General features: G+C 69.1%; 16 protein-coding genes and 1 pseudogene. 14 read left to right on the plus strand and 3 right to left on the minus strand.

Annotated features, from left to right (window positions below; all coding sequences use genetic code 11):
* Positions 1-16 precede the first annotated feature (16 nt).
* Both ACZ3IC_RS21540 and ACZ3IC_RS21545 read right to left on the minus strand, forming a co-directional pair.
* Positions 17-2,965, minus strand: coding sequence for a helix-turn-helix transcriptional regulator (locus tag ACZ3IC_RS21540; protein ID WP_467418237.1), 2,949 nt, complete (start codon positions 2,963-2,965; stop codon positions 17-19).
* Positions 2,966-3,291: 326 nt separating this feature from the next.
* The gene (locus ACZ3IC_RS21545) at positions 3,292-3,741 is read right to left on the minus strand and encodes a transposase (protein ID WP_467418239.1); all 450 of its coding nucleotides are present in this window, start codon (positions 3,739-3,741) and stop codon (positions 3,292-3,294) included.
* On the opposite strand from ACZ3IC_RS21545, the gene ACZ3IC_RS21550 reads away from it, so the two are divergent.
* The 12 genes from ACZ3IC_RS21550 to asnB all read left to right on the plus strand — a co-directional run bounded on the left by ACZ3IC_RS21550 (position 3,701) and on the right by asnB (position 20,671).
* Positions 3,701-4,732, plus strand: a complete 1,032-nt coding sequence (locus ACZ3IC_RS21550) for a helix-turn-helix domain-containing protein (protein ID WP_467418240.1) — start codon at positions 3,701-3,703, stop codon at positions 4,730-4,732. The genes ACZ3IC_RS21545 and ACZ3IC_RS21550 overlap by 41 nt on opposite strands.
* Before the next feature lie 509 nt (positions 4,733-5,241).
* On the plus strand, positions 5,242-8,631 hold the full coding sequence (locus ACZ3IC_RS21555; RefSeq protein WP_467418242.1) for a S8 family serine peptidase: 3,390 nt from the start codon (positions 5,242-5,244) through the stop codon (positions 8,629-8,631).
* 266 nt (positions 8,632-8,897) lie between these two features.
* A complete protein-coding gene (locus tag ACZ3IC_RS21560; RefSeq protein WP_467418243.1) occupies positions 8,898-9,428 on the plus strand; it encodes a hypothetical protein in 531 nt (176 codons plus the stop codon).
* Positions 9,429-9,473: 45 nt separating this feature from the next.
* On the plus strand, positions 9,474-10,487 hold the full coding sequence (locus ACZ3IC_RS21565; protein ID WP_467418244.1) for a hypothetical protein: 1,014 nt from the start codon (positions 9,474-9,476) through the stop codon (positions 10,485-10,487).
* A 22-nt stretch (positions 10,488-10,509) separates the two neighbouring features.
* Positions 10,510-11,844, plus strand: a complete 1,335-nt coding sequence (locus ACZ3IC_RS21570; RefSeq protein WP_467418246.1) for a Dyp-type peroxidase — start codon at positions 10,510-10,512, stop codon at positions 11,842-11,844.
* A 533-nt stretch (positions 11,845-12,377) separates the two neighbouring features.
* Complete coding sequence (locus tag ACZ3IC_RS21575; RefSeq protein WP_467418248.1) at positions 12,378-13,211, plus strand: M55 family metallopeptidase; 834 nt, start codon at positions 12,378-12,380, stop codon at positions 13,209-13,211.
* Positions 13,204-14,547: a M20/M25/M40 family metallo-hydrolase gene (locus ACZ3IC_RS21580; RefSeq protein WP_467418250.1), complete on the plus strand. Its 1,344-nt coding sequence runs from the start codon at positions 13,204-13,206 to the stop codon at positions 14,545-14,547. Before ACZ3IC_RS21575 ends, ACZ3IC_RS21580 begins: the two co-directional genes overlap by 8 nt.
* A 22-nt stretch (positions 14,548-14,569) precedes the next feature.
* Complete coding sequence (locus ACZ3IC_RS21585; protein ID WP_467418251.1) at positions 14,570-16,558, plus strand: prolyl oligopeptidase family serine peptidase; 1,989 nt, start codon at positions 14,570-14,572, stop codon at positions 16,556-16,558.
* Entirely contained in the window at positions 16,555-17,499 is a 945-nt protein-coding gene (locus ACZ3IC_RS21590; protein ID WP_467418253.1) for a S66 peptidase family protein, read from the plus strand. Before ACZ3IC_RS21585 ends, ACZ3IC_RS21590 begins: the two co-directional genes overlap by 4 nt.
* 70 nt (positions 17,500-17,569) lie before the next feature.
* Positions 17,570-18,217, plus strand: a complete 648-nt coding sequence (locus ACZ3IC_RS21595) for a GNAT family N-acetyltransferase (RefSeq protein WP_467418254.1) — start codon at positions 17,570-17,572, stop codon at positions 18,215-18,217.
* A 70-nt stretch (positions 18,218-18,287) separates the two neighbouring features.
* Positions 18,288-18,461, plus strand: a complete 174-nt coding sequence (locus ACZ3IC_RS21600; protein WP_467418255.1) for a hypothetical protein — start codon at positions 18,288-18,290, stop codon at positions 18,459-18,461.
* Positions 18,462-18,808: 347 nt separating this feature from the next.
* Positions 18,809-20,671 carry an asparagine synthase (glutamine-hydrolyzing) gene (gene asnB / locus ACZ3IC_RS21605; RefSeq protein WP_467418257.1) on the plus strand — a complete coding sequence of 621 codons (1,863 nt, stop codon included), beginning with the start codon at positions 18,809-18,811 and terminating at the stop codon, positions 20,669-20,671.
* A 50-nt stretch (positions 20,672-20,721) separates the two neighbouring features.
* On the opposite strand, the pseudogene ACZ3IC_RS21610 reads toward asnB, so the two are convergent.
* Positions 20,722-20,812: pseudogene (locus ACZ3IC_RS21610) on the minus strand (winged helix-turn-helix domain-containing protein); the annotation flags it as partial.
* Positions 20,813-21,064: 252 nt separating this feature from the next.
* Here ACZ3IC_RS21610 and ACZ3IC_RS21615 point away from each other — a divergent pair.
* Positions 21,065-22,408, plus strand: a complete 1,344-nt coding sequence (locus ACZ3IC_RS21615) for an endonuclease domain-containing protein (RefSeq protein ID WP_467418259.1) — start codon at positions 21,065-21,067, stop codon at positions 22,406-22,408.
* A 138-nt stretch (positions 22,409-22,546) separates the two neighbouring features.
* A complete protein-coding gene (locus tag ACZ3IC_RS21620; protein ID WP_467418261.1) occupies positions 22,547-22,753 on the plus strand; it encodes a helix-turn-helix domain-containing protein in 207 nt (68 codons plus the stop codon).
* Positions 22,754-22,767: the final 14 nt, after the last annotated feature.

Raw genomic sequence — 22,767 nt, forward strand, 5'->3', positions numbered from 1 at the left:
ACAACGCAGAACGGCCCTAACGGTGCGCGCCGGCCGGGCTGTCGACGACGACGCCGGCTTCGACGACCTTCACGGCCAGCGCCGTCCGGGACGACACCTCGAACTTGCGCATCGCTGTCTCCACGTGCCGCGCGACCGTCTTCGGCGACAGGATGAGGACACCGGCGATCTCCCGGTTGGTCCGGCCTCCGACGAGCAGCCGGACTACGTCGAGCTCACGGGGAGACAGTTGATCGCCGTAGCTTCGTCGTCCACCGTGCCACGACGGACGCTTTACCCCGACACCGGATGCACGCAGTGCGTGCATGACGCGCTCGGCGTCGCCACGAGCGCCGAGGGTGGACAACCCCTGGAAGGTTTCCGTAAGGATGGAGAGGGCCGCATCGGACTGGTCCGCACGTAGCAGACAGCGGGCCTGTCGCTCACGGCTGAGCAGGGCGTCGTACGGTCGCGGAAGGCCCTGCCACGCGTCGGCCGCACGCGCGAACAGTTCGGCGGCGCTGAGGGGATCGTCTTGATGCTGGGCCAGGATCGCCCTGCAGGTCGACAAGGCGGCGTGCGGCCCAGGTGCGCGGCGATCACGCACTCCCGCTGCGAATGCGTCGACCAAGTCGCCGGCCTCGTCGATGCGGCCGGCCATGAGTAGTGCCTCGGCCCGGACGGGGGCGAGTTCGGTGGCCCAGATCCAGGTGCCCTTGCGTTCCAGGAACCGGATCGGCTCGTCGGTCAGCTGCAGCGCGTCGTCGATCCGCCCGGCGCCGAGCCGGAGCCTGGCCAGGGCGCCGGCAGGTTCGACGGAGTGCTCCGCCCCGCCGTGCAGGTCCGCCTGTTCAAGGACGAGCCGCAGGCACTCGTCCGCTCTGTCGTCATCACCGCGAGCCGCATACAGCAAGCCGGTGACCATGGCCGGCGCCAGGCGACTCGCCGACTGCAGCAGTTCCTCGTCACCGGCCAGCAATCCGGCCCGGTCTGCGAGCCCGTCCCAGGCTCCGGTGAGCCAGTCCAGGTGAGCCAGCGTCATTTGCCCGAACCGACGAAACTTCCGGTACTGGTACCTGTCGGCCAGCCTTACGGCCAGCGTGAGCACCCGCCTTGCCTCCGAATACCGCCCCCAGATCAGCGCCATGTGCCCGACGTTGAGATGGCCGATCATGATCTGCTGCCTCTCCGCGGTGGTTGACGCGTCATTGGCGATCAACGCCGCCTCGGCCCACCCCTCCTCCTCACCGAGCACCAAAAGCCCACTCGCCCGTCCGACCCGGATGCTCAGCCGGTCCACCGGCGCCGTCGAGACCGGCACCTGCGCCACGCGCCGCAGCCACCTGAGGTGTTCGGCCGCCGGTGTCGTCGTCCCGTAGGGCAGGCCGAGAAACATCATTGCGCGGACTGCCTTCGCCGGGTCGTGCCCGAGGTCGGGCAGCGCTCGTTCCATCTCGATCCGGGACTGCTCGAACGCGTCCATCTGCTGCAGCAGCCGGGCGACGTGGAAGCGGATCTCCGCCGCCTCGCTCGGCGCCGGCTCGCCGGTGTCCAGCACGAGGCGGAGGGCTTCCATCAGTTCGCGGTAACGTTCGTGCCCGCTGAGCAGACCGAACGGAACCTTGCCGGTCAGCCGGACCACGTCGGCGGGCGGCAGGCCGGCGTTGGTGAGCAGATCGTGCAGCAGAGTGACCGCCGTCGCATCGTCACCTGAGGCGACGGCGAGGTCGGCGGACTGTTCCGCGTACCGGCACCATGCCGTCGTGTCGCCGGCCTCCCGGCAGTGGCGCGCCAGCTGGGCGACCGGGGGAGGGGTGACGCCTTCGAGGACGCGTGCGGCACGCAGGTGCATCGCCCGCCGCTGCGGCACAGGAATCGCCTCGTACACCGCGCGGCACGCCAGCATGTGCCGGAACGTGACCAGCCCGCTCGGGTCTTCCCTCAGCAGCCCCGAACCCACTGCCTCCGCCAGGCCTGCCAGCCTGCTCGCCGGATCACCTTCCGGAGTCATCACCTCGACGACGGCGCCCTCGGGGGCGGGGTCGGTGAGTACGGCAGCCGCGCGCAACGCAGCCTGCGCCGCCGGGCCGAGCCGTGCGCTGCGTTCCAGTACGACGTCCCGCACTGTCGGTGGTACGTCGATCTCACTCAGTCGCCGCCGCACCCAGGAATCGCCCCGCCGGGTCATATCAGCGCGGTTCCACATCAGCCGGACAAACTCCTCGACCGCGAGCGGAAGCCCGTCGGTCCGGTCGTGCAGGTTGGTCGCGAACTCGTCGGAAACCCGTTCCCCACCCAGCATCGAGGACACCATCGCGGCAGTCCCGGGGACATCCAACGGCTCCAACGACAGCCGCAGCCGCGCCGCCCCCGCCGGTTGCCGCGACGACAATCGCAGCAGCAGAGAATCCGGCGCGATTTCCTCCGGGCGGTAGCTCACCAGCAGACTGACCTGTTGTCGCGGACGTGATGCCAGGAACAGCAGAAACTCCAGGGTGGCCTCATCCGCCCAGTGCACGTCCTCAACCGCGAGCAACCCGATCTCGAGCCGTTCGAGGATCTCCTCGATGGCCCGGAACAGTCGGTGTCGTGCCGCTGCTGCGTCTTCGGCCGGGTCGGGTGTGGGCGGCAACGCCGATGCCCACTCGGGGAACAACGGCCGGAGCGCCCCCGCCAGCCCGCTCAGGCCGAGCCGGGCGACGTCCTCGGTCGCCGGTCGGATCGCGTCCACCACCGGCCCGAGCGTAAAAGGCTGTCGAACAGCCGGGCAGGTTGCCAGCAGCACCCGCTGCCGGGCCGGGGTATGCGCCGCGAGTAGCTCCTGAACCAGTAGGCTCTTACCGATCCCGGCCTCGCCCTCGATCAGTACGACCACCGGCGGGTCGGACAACGCGGCTTTCAAGGCGGCGAGTTCGCGCTCGCGTCCGACCAAACCGGGTGATGCGATCGCCGGCAGGTCGCGTGTGTCAGAATCGCTGGTAGACATTCGCCCCACTGTCGGAGACAGGCGACGGCGTGCCCGAACCGTCGTCTTCCGTGAACAATATGACCAGAGGTTACAAGGCGGGGTGGCAGGGGGATAGGCCCTGTTCACAGGCGTGGTGCAGAAGGCGATCACTGTGGAGTTCCGGGGCCGGGGTTTGTGCTGCCATCGCGCCGGCCCGGGGGGCAGGGACCTCCGTGTCACTTGCCCCAGCCTGACATCGGTCCGCTCCGTCGCCGTGGCGTTTCGGACCGGCGGAGGCCGCACCGGTGCCGCGTTCTTGCACAGCATGTGCGCGGTCTTCGACGACCGGTTTCCCCGAAAGGGCGTCACACGCTCTGCCGAAGCCCAGCAGTTGTCACCGGCAGAGCTGACGTAAAAGGCAGGCGGAACAGCCTGCCTCGGTGAACTCCTTGAGCGCCGACGTCGGTTCGGTCAGCAACCGAATAGCCAGTCGGCAGATCCGGCCACGGAACACCCGTCCGCAGCCGGCACAGGATTCCGTTGGTCACCTCCTGTGCCTCTTTGCGCCGCCCACCCCGCCCGACGATTTCCGACAGGTGCCGCTCCCGCCGAGCCCACTTCGTGCCGGTGATCGGCATCATGGCCGGGTTCCGAACAGGCAAACAGCCAGTGACGGCATCCTGACAGAGGGATAGGGTGCGGCTGAAAAGAATCCGCTCGGTGCACGTGAGCTGCGCCAGGGCCGGACACGGTGGCCGCCCGAGGAGGAGCCGGATGCTGGAGGCGCTGGGATTGGGCCTGGCCGAAGAGGCCATCTACACGACACTGCTGGCCCGCCCGACAGCCTCCGCGCAGGACCTCGCCCGGCAGACCGGACTCGAGCAGGCCGAGAGCGTCCGGATCCTGCTCGACCTGGCGGCGCGCGGCCTGGTGGTCGTCGCCACCGAGGCCGAGAGTGGGGCATCCGGCGGCTCGACCGACTGCGAGGCCGGCCTCCGGCCCGTCCGCTACCGGCTCGCACCGCCCTCGGTGGCCCTGGCCCCGCTCCTCGTCGAGCAGCGCAACGCGCTGCACCAGGCCGAGACCGCGTTCTCGATGCTGACCGAGCAGTACCGCAGTACTGCCGCACACACTGCAGGCGGTGTCGTGGAGGTGGTCGTCGGCACGGAGCAGGTCGCACGCCGGTTCCACCAACTGCAGTGCGGCGCTCAGCGGGAGTTGCTCGTCTTCCTCGTCGGCGAGCCCATCGCGGTGCCGCGCGAGGATGCCGAAACGTCGGAGAGTTCCGCGCTGGACCGCGGAGTCGACTTCCGGGTCGTGGCTGCCAAGGACTATCTCGACGGTCACGACGTTGTGCGGGACGTGCGGGCGTCCGTCATGGCAGGCCTTGAGCTTCGCCTGGTCGACTCGCTTCCGCTGAAGATGGTCGTGTCGGACCGGGAGCGTGCCATGGTGCCACTGGACATGGCGGACTCCGGCGGTGAGCCCAGCGCAGTCGTGGTGCACCGCAGCGGACTGCTGACGGCCCTGGTCCATCTCTTCGAGAAGGAATGGGCCCAGGCCCGGCCGATGTACACCACCACCACGGGTGTGCGCGAGGAGCCGGCAGTCGATCAGCGGCCAACCGAGGAGGAACTGGAGGTCCTCGCCCTGCTGCTGGCGGGGATCCCCGACCAGCGGACGGCATCCCAACTCGGTCTCTCCATACGCACCGTGCAGCGGCGAATACGCCGTCTGATGGACCTTGCCGGAGCGGAGTCGCGCCTGCAACTCGGATGGCACGCTGCACGTGCGGGCTGGCTTTGACCTCCTGTTCTGCCTGAGGGCCGAGGACTCTCCGTATCGGCTCTCGGCGGCTTGGGGATGAGGAACGACATCGCGATGGCGGCGGGCGAACCAGCCACCCCCAACCGGGATCGGCCTGCCGGACATCCACTGCCTCGGCGACCTCGACCTGGCCGAGGAGTTGCTCGCCGAGGAGCTGCCGCAGCCGCAGGGGTTCCCGAAGGCGGAGTGCGGAACTGTGTCCGGGAATTGCTCGTCGACCTGGTCGCAGGGGCCCTTGATCAAGGAGCGGGGAAATGTGCCCGCGCGCCCTTTTCGGCGAGATCATCCGGGCGAGCGACGGGCCCGCGAAACGTATCCCCACCTGCCGCGCCCGCAGATTCACCGAGCCGACGAACCAATGAATGTGACCACGTGACGGAATACCGCCATGTGCAGAATCCGCCACGCGTGGCGCCCCAATGCGATCCGTATGTCTGCCAGGATGCAGCCGCAGCATGGCATGTCCACGGCGTTAAGCAGGGAGAATTATGCATCCCATAGCGCGTATAGCCTTGGGCGCGGCGACTGCCGTCGTCCTGGCCGTCACGGCGGTCGCGCCTTCCGGCGCGGCGGACACGCCGCCTGACGGTGCCTCGGGAAAGAGACCCGTCATCGGCAGCGGGGCCGCAGCAAAGGGTGGCAAGCAGGTCGCGGTCACGCTCATCACCGGCGACAAGGTGCTGGTGACCACGGACAAGTCGGGCCGCAGCTCGGCGGCTGTGCTGCCCCGCGAGGACGGCACACAGCCGATTGTGCAGACCTTTCAGATGGGCAAGGACCTCTACGTCTACCCGGAGGACGCCTCCCGAGCGATCGCCGAGGGCAAGGTCGACGAGCAGCTGTTCAACGTCACTGGGCTCATCCGCCAGGGATACGACGACACACACACCGACACGCTGCCGCTCATTGCCACTTATCAGGACCGTGTGAACGTTGTCGACAGCGTGCCGGCGGCCCCTCGTGGGGCCGCGCGGGGCCTGAGCCTCCCGGCTGTGGACGGCGTCGCGCTCAAGGCCGACAAGGACGCTGCCGCCACCTTCTGGCAGGACGTCACCAACACCCGCTCACGTTCTGGCTCCACGTTGAAGAAGCTGTGGCTGGACAGCAAGGTCAAGGCCACGCTGGATCAGTCCACCAAGCAGGTGCACGCACCGGAGGCCTGGGCCGAGGGCTACGACGGCAAGGGCACCAAGGTCGCCGTGCTGGACACGGGCGCGGACGCCGAGCACCCGGACCTGGTGAGCCGGGTCGCCGCGGCCAAGAACTTCACGGACTCCAACAGCACCAACGACCGGCAGGGGCACGGCACCCACACCGCCTCCACGGTCGGCGGCTCCGGGGCGGCCAGTGACGGCCGCAAGAAGGGTGTCGCACCCGGGAGTGACCTGCTCATCGGCAAGGTCCTCAACGACTCCGGCTACGGCCAGGCCTCCTGGATCATCGCGGGTATGCAGTGGGCCGTCGACCAGCAGGCCGACGTCGTCTCCATGAGCCTCGGCAACTCTGCGGTCGGCGACTGCACCGACCCGATGGCCGAGGCCACCAAGGAGCTGTCGAAGAACACGCACACGCTGTTCGTCGTTGCCGCCGGCAACTTGGGCCCGGGCACCGAGACCGTCTCCTCACCCGGCTGTGTGCCCGGCGTGCTGACTGTGGGCGCCGTCGACCGCGACGACACGACCGCGCAGTTCTCCAGTCGGGGTCCCGTGGCCGTCACCCACACCCTCAAGCCCGAGATCGCCGCCCCCGGCGTCGGTATATCGGCCGCGGCCGCGGGTGGCCGTGGCGTGTACGCATACCAGACGATGTCGGGCACCTCCATGGCGACCCCGCATGTCGCGGGCGCCGCGGCCATCGTCCGTCAGGCGCACCCGGACTGGACCGCGCAGCAGGTCAAGGCCGCGCTGGTCTCCTCCGCCCGCACCGGCGGCCAGGTCGCCGGCGCCGACCAGACCGGGGCCGGCGTCCTCGACGTGTCCGCGGCGGTGCACCAGAAGGTGCTGTCCGCGCCCGCCGTCCAGGCCGGCAGTTACAACTGGCCGCAGGGCACCTCGGACCGCACCACCGTGCAGGTGCCCTTCACCAACACCAGCGCCGACGACCTCGCCCTGAGTCTCAGGGTCAGCGGTGTGCGCGGCAACGACGGCAGCGACGTCGACTCCGGCGTCATCAAGCTGGAGCAGGGCAAGGTGACCGTTCCCGCAGGGGCCACCGTCCAGGTACCGGTGCGGATCGACCCCACCGCCCGTCTCAAGGCCGCCCAGTACGGTGCCGTCACCGGCCGGATCACGGCCACCGGCAGCAAAGCGCACGTCTCCGTGCCGGTCACGCTCTACGTCCAGCCGGAAACGGTCACCCTCCGGGTCAAGGTCATCGACCGCAACGGCAACCCCGCGACCGGCCCCTCCTCCCTGGACCTCGTCAGCCTCGACACCGACAAGGGCGAGCGCCGCAGCAACCAGGGCGCGACCGAGCAGACGTACCGCGTACGCCCGGGCGACTACACCATCAGCAGCTTCGTGGGGACGTACGACGCGAACAACACGCCCGAATCGATCAGCTACCTTGCCCACCCGCAGACGCGGATCACTCAGGACACCACCGTCGTCCTCGACGCCCGCAAGGCCCACCGGCTCAGCCTGCGCACCGACCGCCCCTCGACGGTGAACGACACCACCTTCAGCTACGCCCGCACCTGGGACGACACCTGGCTGCTGAGCGGATCGCTCATGGCCGGCAGCACCGTCCAGAAGTTCTACGCAGACGTGGACGGGCGCGCCCAGAACGGCACCTTCGAGTTCCGGCCCATCTGGCGCGCGACCGGCTCCGAGGACGGCTCGCCCTACGTCTACAACCTGTCGTTCCCGACCGATGGCCCGTTGAAGTCCGACCAGGTCTACCAGCCCAAGGACTCGAAGCTGGCCCAGGTCACCGAGACGTGGAACGCCGTGGGCAAGGAGGCCGACTACCTCGACGCACTGTTCCTCCGTCCCTCCTGGAGCAGCAACACGCTCGTCCCCGTGAGCCCGTTCGGTACGGTTCACGTGCCCGCCACCCGCACTGCCTACTACACGACCGGCGACGACGCCTGGTACCACGGCGCGATGAGCAGCTTCCCGTTCGCCGCCTTCATGAGCGACCAGGCCCGCACCTACCAGCCCGGGCAGCGGAGCACAGAGGAGTGGTACGGCGGCCCGCTGCGGCCGGCCGCGCCGCGCGACACCGATGGCAACCTGATGCTGGCCGCCGAGCGGCAGGGCGACCTGATCGGCATCCAGAGCGCGTTCTGGGTCGACCGTTCCGGCGACCACTGGTCCTACGGTGGGTCCTTCGGCGACATCGGCAACCTGAAGCTGAAGCGCAACGGTGAGCAGATCGCCACCAGCGCCTGGCCGTATGCCGCGTTCAAGGTGCCGGACGAGGACTCCGCATACGAGCTCACCCAGAACCTGGAGAAGATCCCGACCTCGGACCGGAACTGGCTGCGCTCCAGCGCTGTCACCACCACCTGGAGCTTCCGCTCCCACCGGGAGCCGGACGTCTACTCCCGCGGCCTGCCGATCCTCTTCCCGGCATACGACCTGCCGGTGGACGGCATGAACACCCTGCCCGCGCAGAGCGGCATCAAGGTCGGTCTGTCGGTCGAGGGCCACGCCGGGTACACCCCGGGCGCGATCACAGCGGCCTCGCTGTCCTACTCCTACGACGGCGGCACCACCTGGACCAAGGCGCCGACCGAGCAGCAGGACGGCAAGTGGACGGGGGTCCTCGACCACACCGGCGCCGCCGGCAAGCAGGTCACGTTGAAGGCCACCTTCACCGACTCCAAGGGCAACGCGGTCACCCAGACCATCACGCGCGCCTACGACGTGCGGTAACCCCACGGTCAGGCCGGGCGGTCTCCCGCAACAGAGCGGCCGCCCGGCCACCCACCTGCTGCCTCGAGCACTCACCTACCAGGCCCCCGAAGAGGTGGGACGCGCGGTCCGTACGACCCTCGCGGCAGGCTCCGGTCAGGCTGCCGACATGGTGCCCGCACGCGCGGCCGGGATCACGACAGGGCTGCTCACGAGGCGGATGGGCCTGCTGCGTGGGAGAATTTACGGGAAGTGTTCCCGGCCTGCAGGTGGCGGGAGGAGTGGACATGGAGATCAAGCCGCAGGCGGCCGTCATCCCCACGATCGACGGACTTGAGCAGGGGAAATACGGTCCCGTTTTTCCGAAGACGCCAGCGTGTTACGGGTTCACCATCGTTGCGAAGGTCAAGCCGGGCCGGGCTCACGCGATGCGTGAGTACGGCCACTCTCTGGCCAAGGCTTTGGAGAAAGACCCCTATCTCCTCGCGCCACTGAAGCTGCACTATCTGCGCTGGGTGCTCTTCGACGACGACACACGCTTCATGTATCAGGGCATCTTCGATACCGACTTCGACAAGTACACCGAGGACGCCGTCGCACTTTTCGGCAAGGCGGGGGTGAACACGGCCTTCGAGAACCTCGAAGGGTTCCCCGAGGATTGGCGGACCAACCCTGAGGCGTTCGTCAGGTTTGTGCGCGAACACCACTGTCCGAGCTTCATGGAGTACGGGGAGTACCCGTACGTGTCCGCTGATGAGATCAAGAAGGCCCTGCGGATCAAGGGCGCCCTGTCGGAGATGCTCGACCAGCTGCAGTGAGAGCGGTCTTCCGTGGGCTTTTCCCACTTGTGGATCGGAGACGAGATGAGCGAGGTCAAAACCGCGCGCACCTACAACCAGAACCACATCCCGCGCGAATACACCCCTGGTCGGCGACGGGTGAGCATCTACGTCTCGTGGAGCTATCCGGCCGAGGCGGGCAGAAATCCGGCTGAGCTGGACAACCGGTTCTCCACGCTGACGGAGGTCAGGCGGGTGGCGTGGCCTGCCTACGAGGATCCGAAATGGTCCGACCCGTCGAATTTCCAGCAGGGCATCGCCGGCTCACTGGAAGTGTTCTTCCTGGCCTGGGTGCCGTTCCAGCAGTTCGTCGAGGAAGTCACCGGACACCCCGTCCCGGTGTATCAGCGCGTCGACCAGGCCGGTATCCGGACCCCGCTCGATGAGCGCGTACTGGCCGACACCGACACTCTCTTCGTGTTCGGGCTGGACCACATGGTCACCGGGCAGGAGGCCCAGCCCGAGGAAATTGAGGCACTGCGGGCCTTCCTCGGCCGGGAGGACGCCTGTCTGATCCTGGGGCCTCACCATGACGTCGGGGCATCGGACGATCTGGCCGTGCGGGACGTGGAGTACCACCATCACGGCGATCCCTTGGTACCCCGCCAACAGCGATTCGCCACCTACGTCCGGGGCTTGATGCAGGGCCTCGCTGTGCCGGTCGAGAACCGTTACGGACTGCGCCCCGCGGTGCGGGAAATGAACAAGATCGCCCCGCTCTCCACGGTGAGGGACCTGGACGGGAAAGGGTGGCTGGAAGGGGTGACGAACTTCAACTTCCATATGCACCTGCCGCACTACGCCGTGACGACCGACGAGTCGGATGTCATCCATGTGCTGGCCAGGCAGCCGATCGACACTTCCAAGCCGCATCCGTTCACCGAGGCCGGCAATACCGAGTTCAACATGTTCCTGTGGATGCCTCCGAGCGGAGAACGGGCCGGCGATGTGCTGCTGGCGGACTCCACGATCTTCAGTTCGCTGTTCGGCGGCGACGAAAGTCTGCAGAACTTCTGGCGGAACCTCGTTTCGAAGTAGTGCTGCCGTAGGGAGGCGAACCGTGAGCGGGCCCACACAAGTGGCGTTGGAACTCGACGATATTCAGCGCGGGGTTCTCAGCCCTCGGCCGACTCCCTACGCGGCGACCTACCTTGTGTTCCGCATCGATGACCGGTCGGACGGGCGGGAGCTGATGCGGCGCGCGAGCGCGGTCGCGACCTCCGCCGCCGACTCGGTCAGCCCCCGGGGGGACACCTGGGTCAGTGTCGCGGTCTCCTGCCGCGGCCTGGAGGCCCTGGGTGTGCCGGGAGCATCACTGGACACGTTCGCCTGGGAGTTCCGGCAGGGGATGGCCGCCCGGGCCAAAACGCTGGGCGATGTCGGCGAGAGCAGCCCCGAGAACTGGGAAGCGCCGCTGGGTACGCCGGATGTCCATGTGGTGCTCACGGCGGTCGCGCCCGACCGCCCGCGGTTGGAGGCGGCCCTCGACGGGGCCCGCCCCGCGTACGACCACCTTTCCGGTGTGACCGCGATCTGGCGGCAGGACTGCTACACACTGCCCACCGAGGCCGAGCATTTCGGCTATCGCGACGGCGTCAGCCATCCAGCAGTCGAAGGAAGCGGCATCGCGGGGTCGAACCGGTTGGAGTCGCCGCTGAAGGCCGGGGAGTTCGTGCTCGGCTACCGGGACGAGATCGGCGGTCTCCAGACCCCGCAGCCGACGGTGCTGGGGCGCAACGGCAGCTACGCGGTCTTCCGTAAGCTCCACCAGGACGTTGCCGCGTTCCGGCGCTACCTGCGGGACAACGCCACTTCCCCCGAAGACGAGGAACTGCTCGCGGCCAAGATCATGGGACGCTGGCGCAGCGGAGCCCCCCTCGCACTCAGTCCGCAACACGACGACCCCGCTCTCGGTACCGACCAGCACCGCCGCAACACCTTCCTGTACGAGCGAGACGATCCGGCGGGATTCATCACCCCCGGCAGCTGCCACATCCGCCGAGCCAACCCCCGCGACGCCTCGGTGGCGGGAGAAGTGCGACTGCACCGCATGATCAGACGCGGCGCCGTCTACGGGCAACCACTGCCCGAGGGAGTCCTGGAGGACGACGGGGCCGACCGCGGTCTGATGTTCGCGTTCATCGGAGCCCACCTCGGGCGGCAGTTCGAGTTCGTCCAGTCGGAATGGATGAACGACGGCGCCTTCTTCGGCGCGGGCAACACCAAGGACCCCATCACCGGATCCCACGACGGCGTCACCGGCTTCACCGTTCCCCGACGGCCGCTGCGACGGCGCCTCACCCCACTGCCGCGCTTCGTCGTCACCCGCGGCGGCGAGTACTGCTTCCTGCCGAGCCGGAGCGCCCTGCGCTGGCTCAGCGAACTCCCCAACTGACAGGGTGGCCATGCACGCTGTGGCACCACCCCGAGGTGCGCCAGTGTCCTGCGCCGGAGATTCGTCGGCAGAAACGGGCAAGTGGGTCGAGGATCTCTTCGGCTGTCCTGGTCCAGGTGAGTGTGAGACTTGGGCTACGAAGGGCTACGAACCATCCGGCTTCACGACCTCCGTCACAGCGCGTCAAGTCCGCCGGCTGACACCGGCGCCAAGCCTCATGAGACCCAGGCCATCCTGGGGCACAGTCACTTCGAAACGACGATGCCGGTTCACACCCACACCGCGCTACAGGCGCAGCGCGAGGTCTTTGACAGGGTAGGGGCGCTGCTTGCGGCTGATGTGAGCGATGCCGGCTCGTGAGAAAGGGGCGTTTCGACCCCGGTGACGGACGAGGGGGGACGGCTGGCCGGCAAAGATGCTTGTATGGGGGCGCCGAGTTGGATGCCTGCCTGATGCTCTTCAGGAACTGATGTCAGCAACTGGTTGGACGACCGGCCCGGATAGCCCCTGACCTGTAAGAAGACGGACTCAACATGAAGATCCTGATCAGCGCGGACATGGAAGGCGCCACCGGCGTGACCTGGCCGGCCGATGTACTGCCGGGCACCCCGCAGTGGGAGCGATGCCGTTCCCTCTTCACCTCCGACGTGAACGCGGCGGCCCTCGGCTTCTACGACGGCGGCGCCGACGAGGTGCTCATCAACGAGGCCCACTGGTCCATGCGCAACCTCCTGCTGGAGCAGCTCGACGACCGCGTCCAGATGCTCACCGGCAGGCACAAATCCCTCTCCATGGTGGAGGGCATCCAACACGGCGACGTCGATGCCATTGCCTTCATCGGCTACCACACAGGCGCCGGTACGGAAGGGGTCCTCGCGCACACCTATCTGGCGAACTCCATCACCGGGGTCTGGCTCAACGGCGCCCGGGCGAGCGAGGGTCTGCTCAACGCGCATGTCGTGGCCGAGTACGGTGTCCCCGTCGTCCTCGTCACCGGCGACGACCTGACCTGCGTGGACGCGGACGGCTACGCCCCCAAGGCCCGCAAGGTCGCCGTGAAGGACTATGTGTCGCGGTACGCGGCGGTGTGCCGCACCCCGGCCCGTACCGCCGCGGACATCCGTGCGGCGGCCAAGGCCGCGACCGCGCTCGCCGTGCGGCACACCCCGGTGGAGGGCGGACCCTTCACCATCGAGCTGGAATTCGACGCCGAGCACCTGGCCGCGGCGGCCACCGTCGTCCCCGGCGTGGCGCCCAGTGGCGAACGACGCGTCTCCTACACCAGCGCGACGATGTACGAAGGTATCCGCACGTTCAAGGCGGTGACGACGATCGTGTCGTCCGCCGTGGAGGAACAGTATGGCTGAGGCGACCGGACTCCCGGAGAGCGTCGACGAACGGGCGCTCGACGAATCGGTGACGTTCACCTCCGAACTGATCCGGATCGACACCACCAATCGCGGCGGCGGGGACTGCCGCGAGCGCCCGGCCGCCGAGTACGTCGCCGAGCGGCTGGCCGCCGCCGGACTGGAACCCACCCTGCTGGAGCGCACCCCGGGGCGCACCAATGTGGTGGCCCGGATCGCGGGCACCGACCCGTCCGCCGACGCCCTGCTCGTGCACGGCCACCTCGACGTCGTCCCGGCCGAGGCGGGTGACTGGACGGTGCACCCCTTCTCCGGGGAGGTCCGCGACGGGGTCGTCTGGGGGCGCGGCGCCATCGACATGAAGAACATGGACGCGATGGTCCTGGCCGTCGTCCGGGCGTGGGCACGGTCCGGTGTCCGGCCCCGCCGCGACATCGTGATCGCGTACACCGCCGACGAGGAGGCCAGCGCCGAGGACGGCTCCGGCTTCCTCGCCGATCAGCACGCCGGACTCTTCGAAGGATGTACGGAGGGCATCAGCGAATCCGGAGCCTTCACCTTCCACGCCCGGCCGGACATGCCGCTCTATCCGGTCGCCGCCGGTGAGCGCGGCACCGCCTGGCTGAAACTCACCGCGCACGGCAAAGCGGGCCACGGCTCCAAGGTCAACAAGGCCAACGCGGTGAGCACACTCGCCGCGGCCGTCGCCCGGATCGGCCAGCACCAATGGCCGGTCCGGCTCACCCCGACGGTCCGCGCCGCGCTCACCGAGATCGCCGCACTGCACGGCATCCGTCCCGACCTCGACGCCCCCGGCTTCGACGTGGACGAGCTGCTCGGCAAGCTCGGACCGGCCGCCGCCCTGGTCGAGCCGACCGTCCGCAACAGCTCCAACCCGACCATGCTGGAGGCCGGGTACAAGATCAATGTGATCCCGGGCCACGCAACCGCCTTCATCGACGGCCGGATGGTGCCCGGCGGCGAGGACGAGTTCCACGCCACCCTGGACCGGCTGACCGGACCCGATGTCGACTGGGAGTTCCACCACCGCGAGGTCCCGCTGCAGGCCCCGGTCGACTCACCGACCTTCGCGAAGCTGTGCGCCGCCGTCGAACGCTTCGACCCGGACGGCCATGTCGTGCCGTACTGCATGTCGGGCGGCACGGACGCCAAGCAGTTCTCCCGGCTCGGTATCACCGGCTACGGCTTCTCGCCGCTGAAGCTGCCCGTCGGCTTCGACTACCAGGCGCTGTTCCACGGCGTCGACGAACGCGTCCCCGTCGAGGCACTGCACTTCGGCGTACGCGTCCTCGATCACTATCTGCGCTCGGCCTGACCCGGTACGGGGGGAATTGAACATGGTGTCCACAGAGGCCTACGGAACGTGGCCGTCGCCGATCGACGCGCGGCTGGCCGCCTCGCACGACGGCCGCCCGGAGTACGTCGGCGTGGTCGGCGACGAGGTGTGGTGGACGGAACCACGCCCGGCCGAGGCGGGCCGCCGCGCCCTGATCCGCCGCCGGGCGGACGGGACCAGCGCCTGTGTGCTGCCCGCTCCGTGGAACGTACGAAGCCGGGTCATCGAGTACGGCGGACAGCCCTGGGCCGGGGCCGAACGCCCCGAGGGCGGCCCGCTGATCGTCTTCGTCGACTTCGCCGACCAGCGGCTGTACGCCTACGCCCCCGACGCACCGGGCGAACCCTGGCCGCTCACTCCGGTCTCGGACGTCGGCGGCGGGCTGCGCTGGGTCGACCCCCAGCTCCACCTCGACCGGGGCGAGCGGGGCGAAGTGTGGTGCGTCCTGGAGGAGTTCACCGACGAGGCACCCACCGATCTGCGCCGGGTCATCGCCGCCGTACCGCTGGACGGCTCGGCGGCCGACGACCGTTCCGCGGTACGTGAACTCACCGATGACGGCCACCGCTTCGTCACCGGACCGAAGCTCTCGCCCGACGGGCGGCGGGCGGCCTGGATCGCCTGGAACCATCCCCGGATGCCGTGGGACGGCACCGAGGTGATGCTCGCGGACGTCGCCGACGACGGTACGTTCCACCGCACCCGCAGTTTCGTCGGCGGCCCGGAGGAATCGGTGCCGCAGATCGAGTGGGGGGCCGACGGGCAGCTCCTCTTCGCCAGTGACCGCAGCGGCTGGTGGAACCTGTACCGCGCCGACCCGCACCGGAACACGGCCGCGCTCTGCCCCCGGGAGCAGGAGTTCGCGGGACCGCTCTGGAAGATCGGCCTCAGCTGGTTCCGGCCGCTGGAGAACGGTCTGATCGCCACCGTCCACGGCCGGGGCACCACCACGCTCGGCATCCTCGATCCGGAGACCGGTGAACTCGTCGACGTCGCCGGGCCCTGGACGGAATGGGCCGAGTCGCTCGCCGTGCACGGAAGCCGGATCACCGGCATCGCCGCGAGCCCGTACAGCGCCTACGAGGTCGTCGAGCTGGACACCGCGACCGGCCGCACCCGGATCATCGGCACCCCGCACAAGGACGCCGTCGACCCCGCCTACTACCCGCAGCCCGAGGACCGCACCCTCACCGGACCCGACGGCCGGGAGATCCACGCCCACATCTACCCGCCCCGGAGCCCCGACCGGGTCGGCCCCGACGGTGAACTGCCGCCCTATGTGGTCTGGGCGCACGGTGGCCCCACCGGCCATGCCGCACTCGTCCTCGACCTGGAGATCGCCTACTTCACCTCGCGCGGTATCGGCGTCGCCGAGGTCAACTACGGCGGCTCCACCGGCTACGGCAGGACCTACCGCAACCGGCTGCGCGAACAGTGGGGTCTCGTCGACGTCGAGGACTGCGCTGCCGTCGCCGAAGCGCTGGCCGCCGAGGGAACGGCCGACCGGCAGCGGCTCGCCATCCGGGGCGGCAGCGCCGGCGGCTGGACCACCGCCGCCTCATTGACCAGCACCGATGTCTACGCCTGCGGCACGATCATCTACCCCATCCTCGATCTGACGGGCTGGGGCACGGATGAGACCCATGACTTCGAATCACAGTACCTGGAGTCCCTGGTGGGCCCGCTCGCCGAAGTCCCGGCACGCTACCGCGAACGGTCGCCGGTCACCCGCACCGACCATCTGACCACGCCCTTCCTCCTGCTCCAGGGGCTGGACGATCCGATCTGCCCACCCGTCCAGTGCGAGCGATTCCTGGCCGAGATCGAGGGGCGCGGCATCCCGCACGCGTACCTCACCTTCGAGGGGGAGGGACACGGGTTCCGGCGCGCCGACACCATGATCCGCGCCCTGGAGGCCGAACTCTCCCTGTACGGCCAGACTTTCGGCATCGACTGTCCCGACGTGCCGCGGCTGGAGTTGAAGAAGTGACCCTTGCCCTCCTGACCCGCCCCGCCCGACTGCGCCCGGGTGCCAGGATCGCCGTCGTGTCACCGAGCGGGCCGGTGCCCGCCGACCGCCTGGAGGCGGGCCTCGACATCCTGCGCGGCTGGGGCCTCGAACCCGTCGAAGCGCCCCATGTGCGCGACGTGCACCCGGAATTGGAGTACCTCGCCGGTACGGATGAAACGCGCGCCCGGGACCTCCAGGAGGCCTGGTGTGATCCGTCCGTCAACGCGGTGATCTGCGCCCGCGGCGGGTACGGGGTGCACCGCATGGTCGACCTGCTCGACTGGGCGGCGATGCGCGCGGCCGGGCCCAAGGCGTTCATCGGCTACAGCGACATCACCGTGCTCCACGAGGCGTTCGCCCAGCGGATGGGACTCGCCACCCTGCACGGCCCGATGGCCGGCACCGAGACCTTCCTCAAGGACCCGGACACCCAGGAGTCCCTGCGGGCCACCCTGTTCGAGCCCGAGTCGGTACGGACGCTCGGTCTGCCCGCGGCGCGGGTGCTGGTGCCCGGCAGGGCCCGCGGCATCACCTACGGCGGCTGTGTGAGCGTGCTCGCCGCCGGCATCGGCACCCCGCACGCCCGGACGTCCGCCCGGGGCGGGCTGCTGGTGATCGAGGACACCACCGAGGCCCCCTACAGCATCGACCGTATCCTCACCCATCTGCTGAGGGCCGGGGCGCTCGACGGGATCACCGGGGTGGTCTGCGGTTCCTGGGCGGGCTGCGGCCCGTACGAGGAGGTGCGGGCGGTCCTCGCCGACCGGCTCGGCCCACTGGGCGTACCCGTGGTCGAGGAGCTGGGCTTCGGGCACGGACCGACGGCGCTCACGATTCCGCTCGGCGTGCCCGCCGTGCTGGACGCACCGGCCGACGGCGGCCCCGCCACGCTCACGGTCGAAATGCCCGCGTTGGTCTGAACGGAGTTGAACCGCGAAGAAGTTGAGTCCTTCCGGGCAATCATTGCCGGTCACGCCCTAGGCTGGCCGGGTGTCTGGAACCGACTATCTGGCCGAGGGGCGGCGCACGGCGATCCGCCCTTACACCCAGGCGGACGCCGAAGAGTTCACCACCCGTGCGAGGCAGAGCCGGGGCATACACAGTCCCTGGCTCTTCCCGCCCGACGACGCCCCCGCGTATGCCGCTTACGCGGGCCGGATGATCGACGACCCCACGAAGGCGGGTTTCCTGGTCTGCGAACGCGGGACCGGCGAGGGGGCGGGCGGTGCCGGTGAGGCCGGTGACGGGATCGCGGGGTTCATCAACATCAACAACATCGTCCTCGGCGGGTTCCGCTGTGGTGCGCTCGGATACGGGGCCTTCGCCCACGCGGCGGGGCGCGGCCTGATGAGCGAAGGGCTGGGACTGGTCCTGCGGCACGCCTTCGGACCGCTCGGCCTGCACCGTCTCGAAGCCAACATCCAGCCCGCCAACGAGGGTTCGCTCGCCCTCGTCCGACGGGCCGGATTCCGCCTCGAAGGGTTCTCGCCGGACTTCCTCTTCATCGACGGAGCCTGGCGCGACCACGAGCGGTGGGCGATCACGGCCGAGATGCTGAGCTGGGATGGCGTCGAGGATCCGTGCCGGGCTACATCCACGGTCGCGGACACCACGGCGCCGGGCTCGGGCCCGGACTGAACGGCCGGGGCTCCGGCCAGTGCCCAGATGCCGGAACCGTCCGACATCGCTGCCCGCCGCGGACGGGCCGGTGCCGGCACGGGCCTTCGCCGCAGCTGACAGCCGACTCCGTGTCACCACCCCGTACACCGCCCTGCGCACCTACCCGCTCGCTCCGTCCCGGGCGGCCGCCGTCGTCTGCTCGTGCTCCCGAGGCGGTCTCACGAAGGACGAATGGCAGGCGCATCTGCCCGATGTGGCGTAGCGGACCACTGCTGACCGCAGGTTTCACCCCACTGGCCCACCCCGGATTGGTCAAGTCTTTGCCCGTGGCCGATTCGGGTTGTCCGCCGCGCCCGCGGTCCTCTCCCGTACGGATTGCGGAGCGCAGCACCCCGTACAGGAACGGAAAAGTGGCGGCCGAAAGTGTGCGGGGCCGGCCTCCGTCGATGTGACGACCGTGTTGACGGTACGCAATCGCAGGCCGAGGCTCGTTATATAGCTGCTAAATACAACTGGTTCTGCCGGGCCTTCGCTTTCGGCACGCCGCCCGGGGGACGGCACCGTGCGTACGACCGTTTTCCCGGCCGGGACCGAATCGGGAGGACGCGTATGTGTGGCATCACCGGCTGGGTCTCCTTCGTCCGTGATCTACGGGCAGCCGAGGACGTCGCGACACTGGACGCGATGACCGAGACCATGTCCTGCCGGGGCCCCGACGACCGGGGGACCTGGATCGCCGGTCACGTGGGGCTCGGACACCGGCGGCTCGCGATCATCGACCTGCCCGGTGGACGCCAGCCCATGACCGTCGGAACACCCGAGGGGGAAGTAGCCCTCGTCTACTCCGGTGAGGCGTACAACTTCACCGAACTCCGTACCGAACTGACCGCCCGCGGACACCGCTTCATCACAGACTCGGACACCGAGGTCGTGCTGCACGGCTATCTGGAGTGGGGCGATTCCGTCGCCGAACGGCTCAACGGCATGTACGCCTTCGCCCTCTGGGACAGCCGCCACGACAAGCTCGTCATGATCCGCGACCGGATGGGCGTCAAGCCCTTCTACTACTGGCCGACGCCCGACGGAGTGCTCTTCGGCTCGGAACCCAAGGCCATCCTCGCCAATCCGGTGGCCCGGCCCCGGGTGACTCTCGACGGGCTCCGGGAGCTCTTCACCCTCGTCAAGAACCCCGGCCACGCCGTATGGGACGGCATGTACGAGGTGGAGCCCGGCACGGTCGTCACCGTGGACCGCGGCGGCCTGCGCAAGCACGTCTACTGGCAGCTCGGGACCCGTCCGCACCCGGACGACCGGGACACCTCGATCGCCAACGTACGGTCACTGCTCGACGACATCGTGCGCCGCCAGTTGGTCTCCGACGTACCCCGATGCGTCCTGCTCTCCGGCGGCCTCGACTCGTCCGCGGTCACCCTGCTCGCCGCCCGTCAGCTCGCAAAGAGCAGCGAGAAGGTCCGCACCTTCGCCGTCGACTTCGTCGGACGCACCGAGAACTTCGTCGCCGACGAACTGCGCACCACCCCCGACACCCCGTTCGTACACGACGTGGCCGACCGGGCGGGCACCCTCCACCGCGACATCGTGCTCGACCCGAACACCCTCGCCGACCCCGACGTACGCGCCCGGATGATCCGGGCCCGGGACATCCCCATGGGCCTCGGCGACATGGACGCCTCGCTCTATCTGCTCTTCCGGGCCATCCGTGAGCACTCGACCGTCGCGCTGTCCGGCGAGTCGGCCGACGAGGTCTTCGGCGGCTACCTCCAGTTCTTCGACGAGGAGGCCCGCAGCGCCGACACCTTCCCCTGGCTGGTGCGGTTCGCCGAGCACTTCGGCGAGGACGCGGGCATGCTCCGCGACGACGTGAACCAGGCCCTCGGCCTGGAGACGTACATCCGCGACAGCTACGACTCCGCCGTCACCGGCATCGAACGGCTCACCGGTGAGAGCGACTTCGAGTACCGCATGCGCAGGATCTGCCATCTCCACCTGACGCGGTTCGTACGCATCCTGCTCGACCGCAAGGACCGCGCCAGCATGGCCGTCGGCCTGGAGGTCCGGGTGCCGTTCTGCGACCACCGGCTCGTCGAGTACGTCTACAACACCCCCTGGGCCCTGAAGTCCTTCGACGGCAGGGAGAAGAGCCTGCTGCGTGAGGCGACCGCGGATCTGCTTCCCTGGTCCGTGTACGAGCGGACCAAGAGTCCCTATCCGTCGACCCAGGACCCCAAGTACGCCGTCGCCCTCCAGAAGCACGCCCACGACCTCCTCGCGCGCCCGGACCACCGGGTCTTCGACCTCATCGACCGCGCCCGGCTGCAGCGGGTCGCCGACCACGATGCGCCCCGGATCACCTCGGCGTCCCGCCGCGGCCTGGAACGCACCCTGGACCTCGCGATGTGGCTGGACATGTACGAGCCGGAGGTGGACCTCGGCTGTGAAGCTTCCCCTTGATCGGGCAGCAGGACCACCGTCAGCCAGTCCCGCGCGGCCACGAGCACCTGCATCGGAGACGCTGTAGGAGAGGTGGAACTTCCTCCCGATCAGCGTGCGCACCCTAGCGGCGGTCCACATCTGGTCATCCGTCCAGCCGTGCTCCGCCCGCTGCCCTCTCAGCATCAACCGCAGGCCCCCCCATCCGAAGGACTCTGTTGCTCAATTCGTCCGGGCTCGGGGACCGCTGATGCGCGAGGGTGACTTGCCTGGTTCTTGACGTTCTGATGGTGAGGCTGCGGGCACGGGAGGTGCCGAACCAGATGCTCAGGAACAAGGAGTTGCGGGCGGCGGCCCGGCTGACCGAGGAGCTTGGAGACCCGTTGCCGCGTTGCAGGCCGTTAGCCTGTCGGTATGTCAGCGCGTATCATGCCCGGTCGCACGGACGGCCTGATCACCCTGGGTGCCGCGGACGCTCTGTGGGTCGATTTGACGGCCGACAGTGCTGTGCCGACGGCTTCTGGGGCATTCACCTGCTCTCCTTCCCATGCCCGGGTGGGGTACGTCCTGCTCGGCGGCCATGCGGTGGCGACGGTGAGGGCGAGCGGCGGTCAGTGGAGTGTTCCGGAGGTTGAGGTGCGCCGGGCGGCCGCGGAACTGAATGCGGTGGGAATGGATCGGCAGGACCTGGTCCGCATCGGTCCGTTTCGCGGGGCGCCGAGGCAGGCGTGCAACGAGGAAACGCCGCTGCGTTGGCGCCGGCGCATCACGCGGGAACTGCAGGAGCTGGGCGGCCCCGAGCGGGCAACACGACGCGAAGACGGCCGGCCGTCCCATCTGGCGGGGATCGACTGGCGAAAGATACTCGTGGAGCAGACCCGCGACGGGACGCAGCGCACGTGGTGGCTGCCGCGCGCTGTGGTCAGGCTGCTGGACGCGGCCGAGCACACCGAAACGCAGTGGGTGCAAGCCGCGCGGACCCGCCAGGCGAGCGCCGCCGTCACCGAGCTGCCCTCCCACCCCCGCCAGGCCCGAGACGCCGGCAGTCGGCAGACAACGAGCCCCGAGGGCCCCACCGCCTCACTGCGCCCGTACAACAAAGAGCTGGAAGGCCAGCGGTACTCGGTGCTCAGCAGGAAGCCCGGTACCTCCCGCAGGGTGGCCGGGTGGGCGTGCGCCGTCTGCCGCACTGCGCCCGCCGCCGTCCTCGACCACTGCCACGAACACGGCTACGTCCGCGCCCCCGTCTGCCAGTCCTGCAACACTCTGGAACGCCCCGACCACCTGTACAGCAACGACATCCGTGTGGCGAACCGCTACACACGCCTCTTCCACACCGACACCGACGACTGGCTCCGCCACTGGCACCGCTGCCCCGGCTGCCGCGCACGCACCACCCTGCCCCTGCCGCACCTCGCCGCATGGACCGCCCACATAGCCTGCCGATCGCTGCGCCCGACCCACCGCGCCCCCCGCGGGCGCAAGCCCTGCGGTGTCCTACGCGTGTCCTGGACGGGCAGTCACAAGGCGCCCCGTTCCTGCCTGCTCACGGTCGCCGTCGACTTCTGCCCCTCCGGCGAGCACCGTGTCCTGGCACAAGTCCCCTACCGCGAAGCCGCCGAGCGGTTTCGCATCTGGCTGGCCGGGACGGCCCCTGCCGTGGCCGCCGCAGCCGGTCCTGACCGCTTGGACGGCCTCCCTGCCCAGTTCCGGCCAGTCATCGTGGACACCGGCGGCGAGGGCCTAGCACTGTTCTGAGCGAGCACCAGGAGACCTGACGCCCCACGCGGTGGTGCGCGCCGGGGGCTGCTGGACTGTCTGGTGTTCAGCTTCGAGAGACTGTGGCGGTCGGCCATGCGACTGCGGGAGGCCCCCGGCCGTAGGGTCGATCCGGACTTGGCATCGCCGAAGGATCTCGCCGACCCGGCGGACCGGGAGGTCCTGATGCTGTTGCTGGCTGGGTACACCGATGCCGCGGTCGCTGCCCGACTGGAGATCAGTCTGCGGACCATGCAGCGCAGGGTCCGCAGGCTGATGGATCTGGCCGGCACCGATTCCCGGGTGTTGCTCGGCTGGCACGCGCGGGACCGGGGCTGGCTTTGAACGCCTTCGTCCCG

The sequence above is a fragment of the Streptomyces sp. NPDC002958 genome (assembly GCF_055563255.1).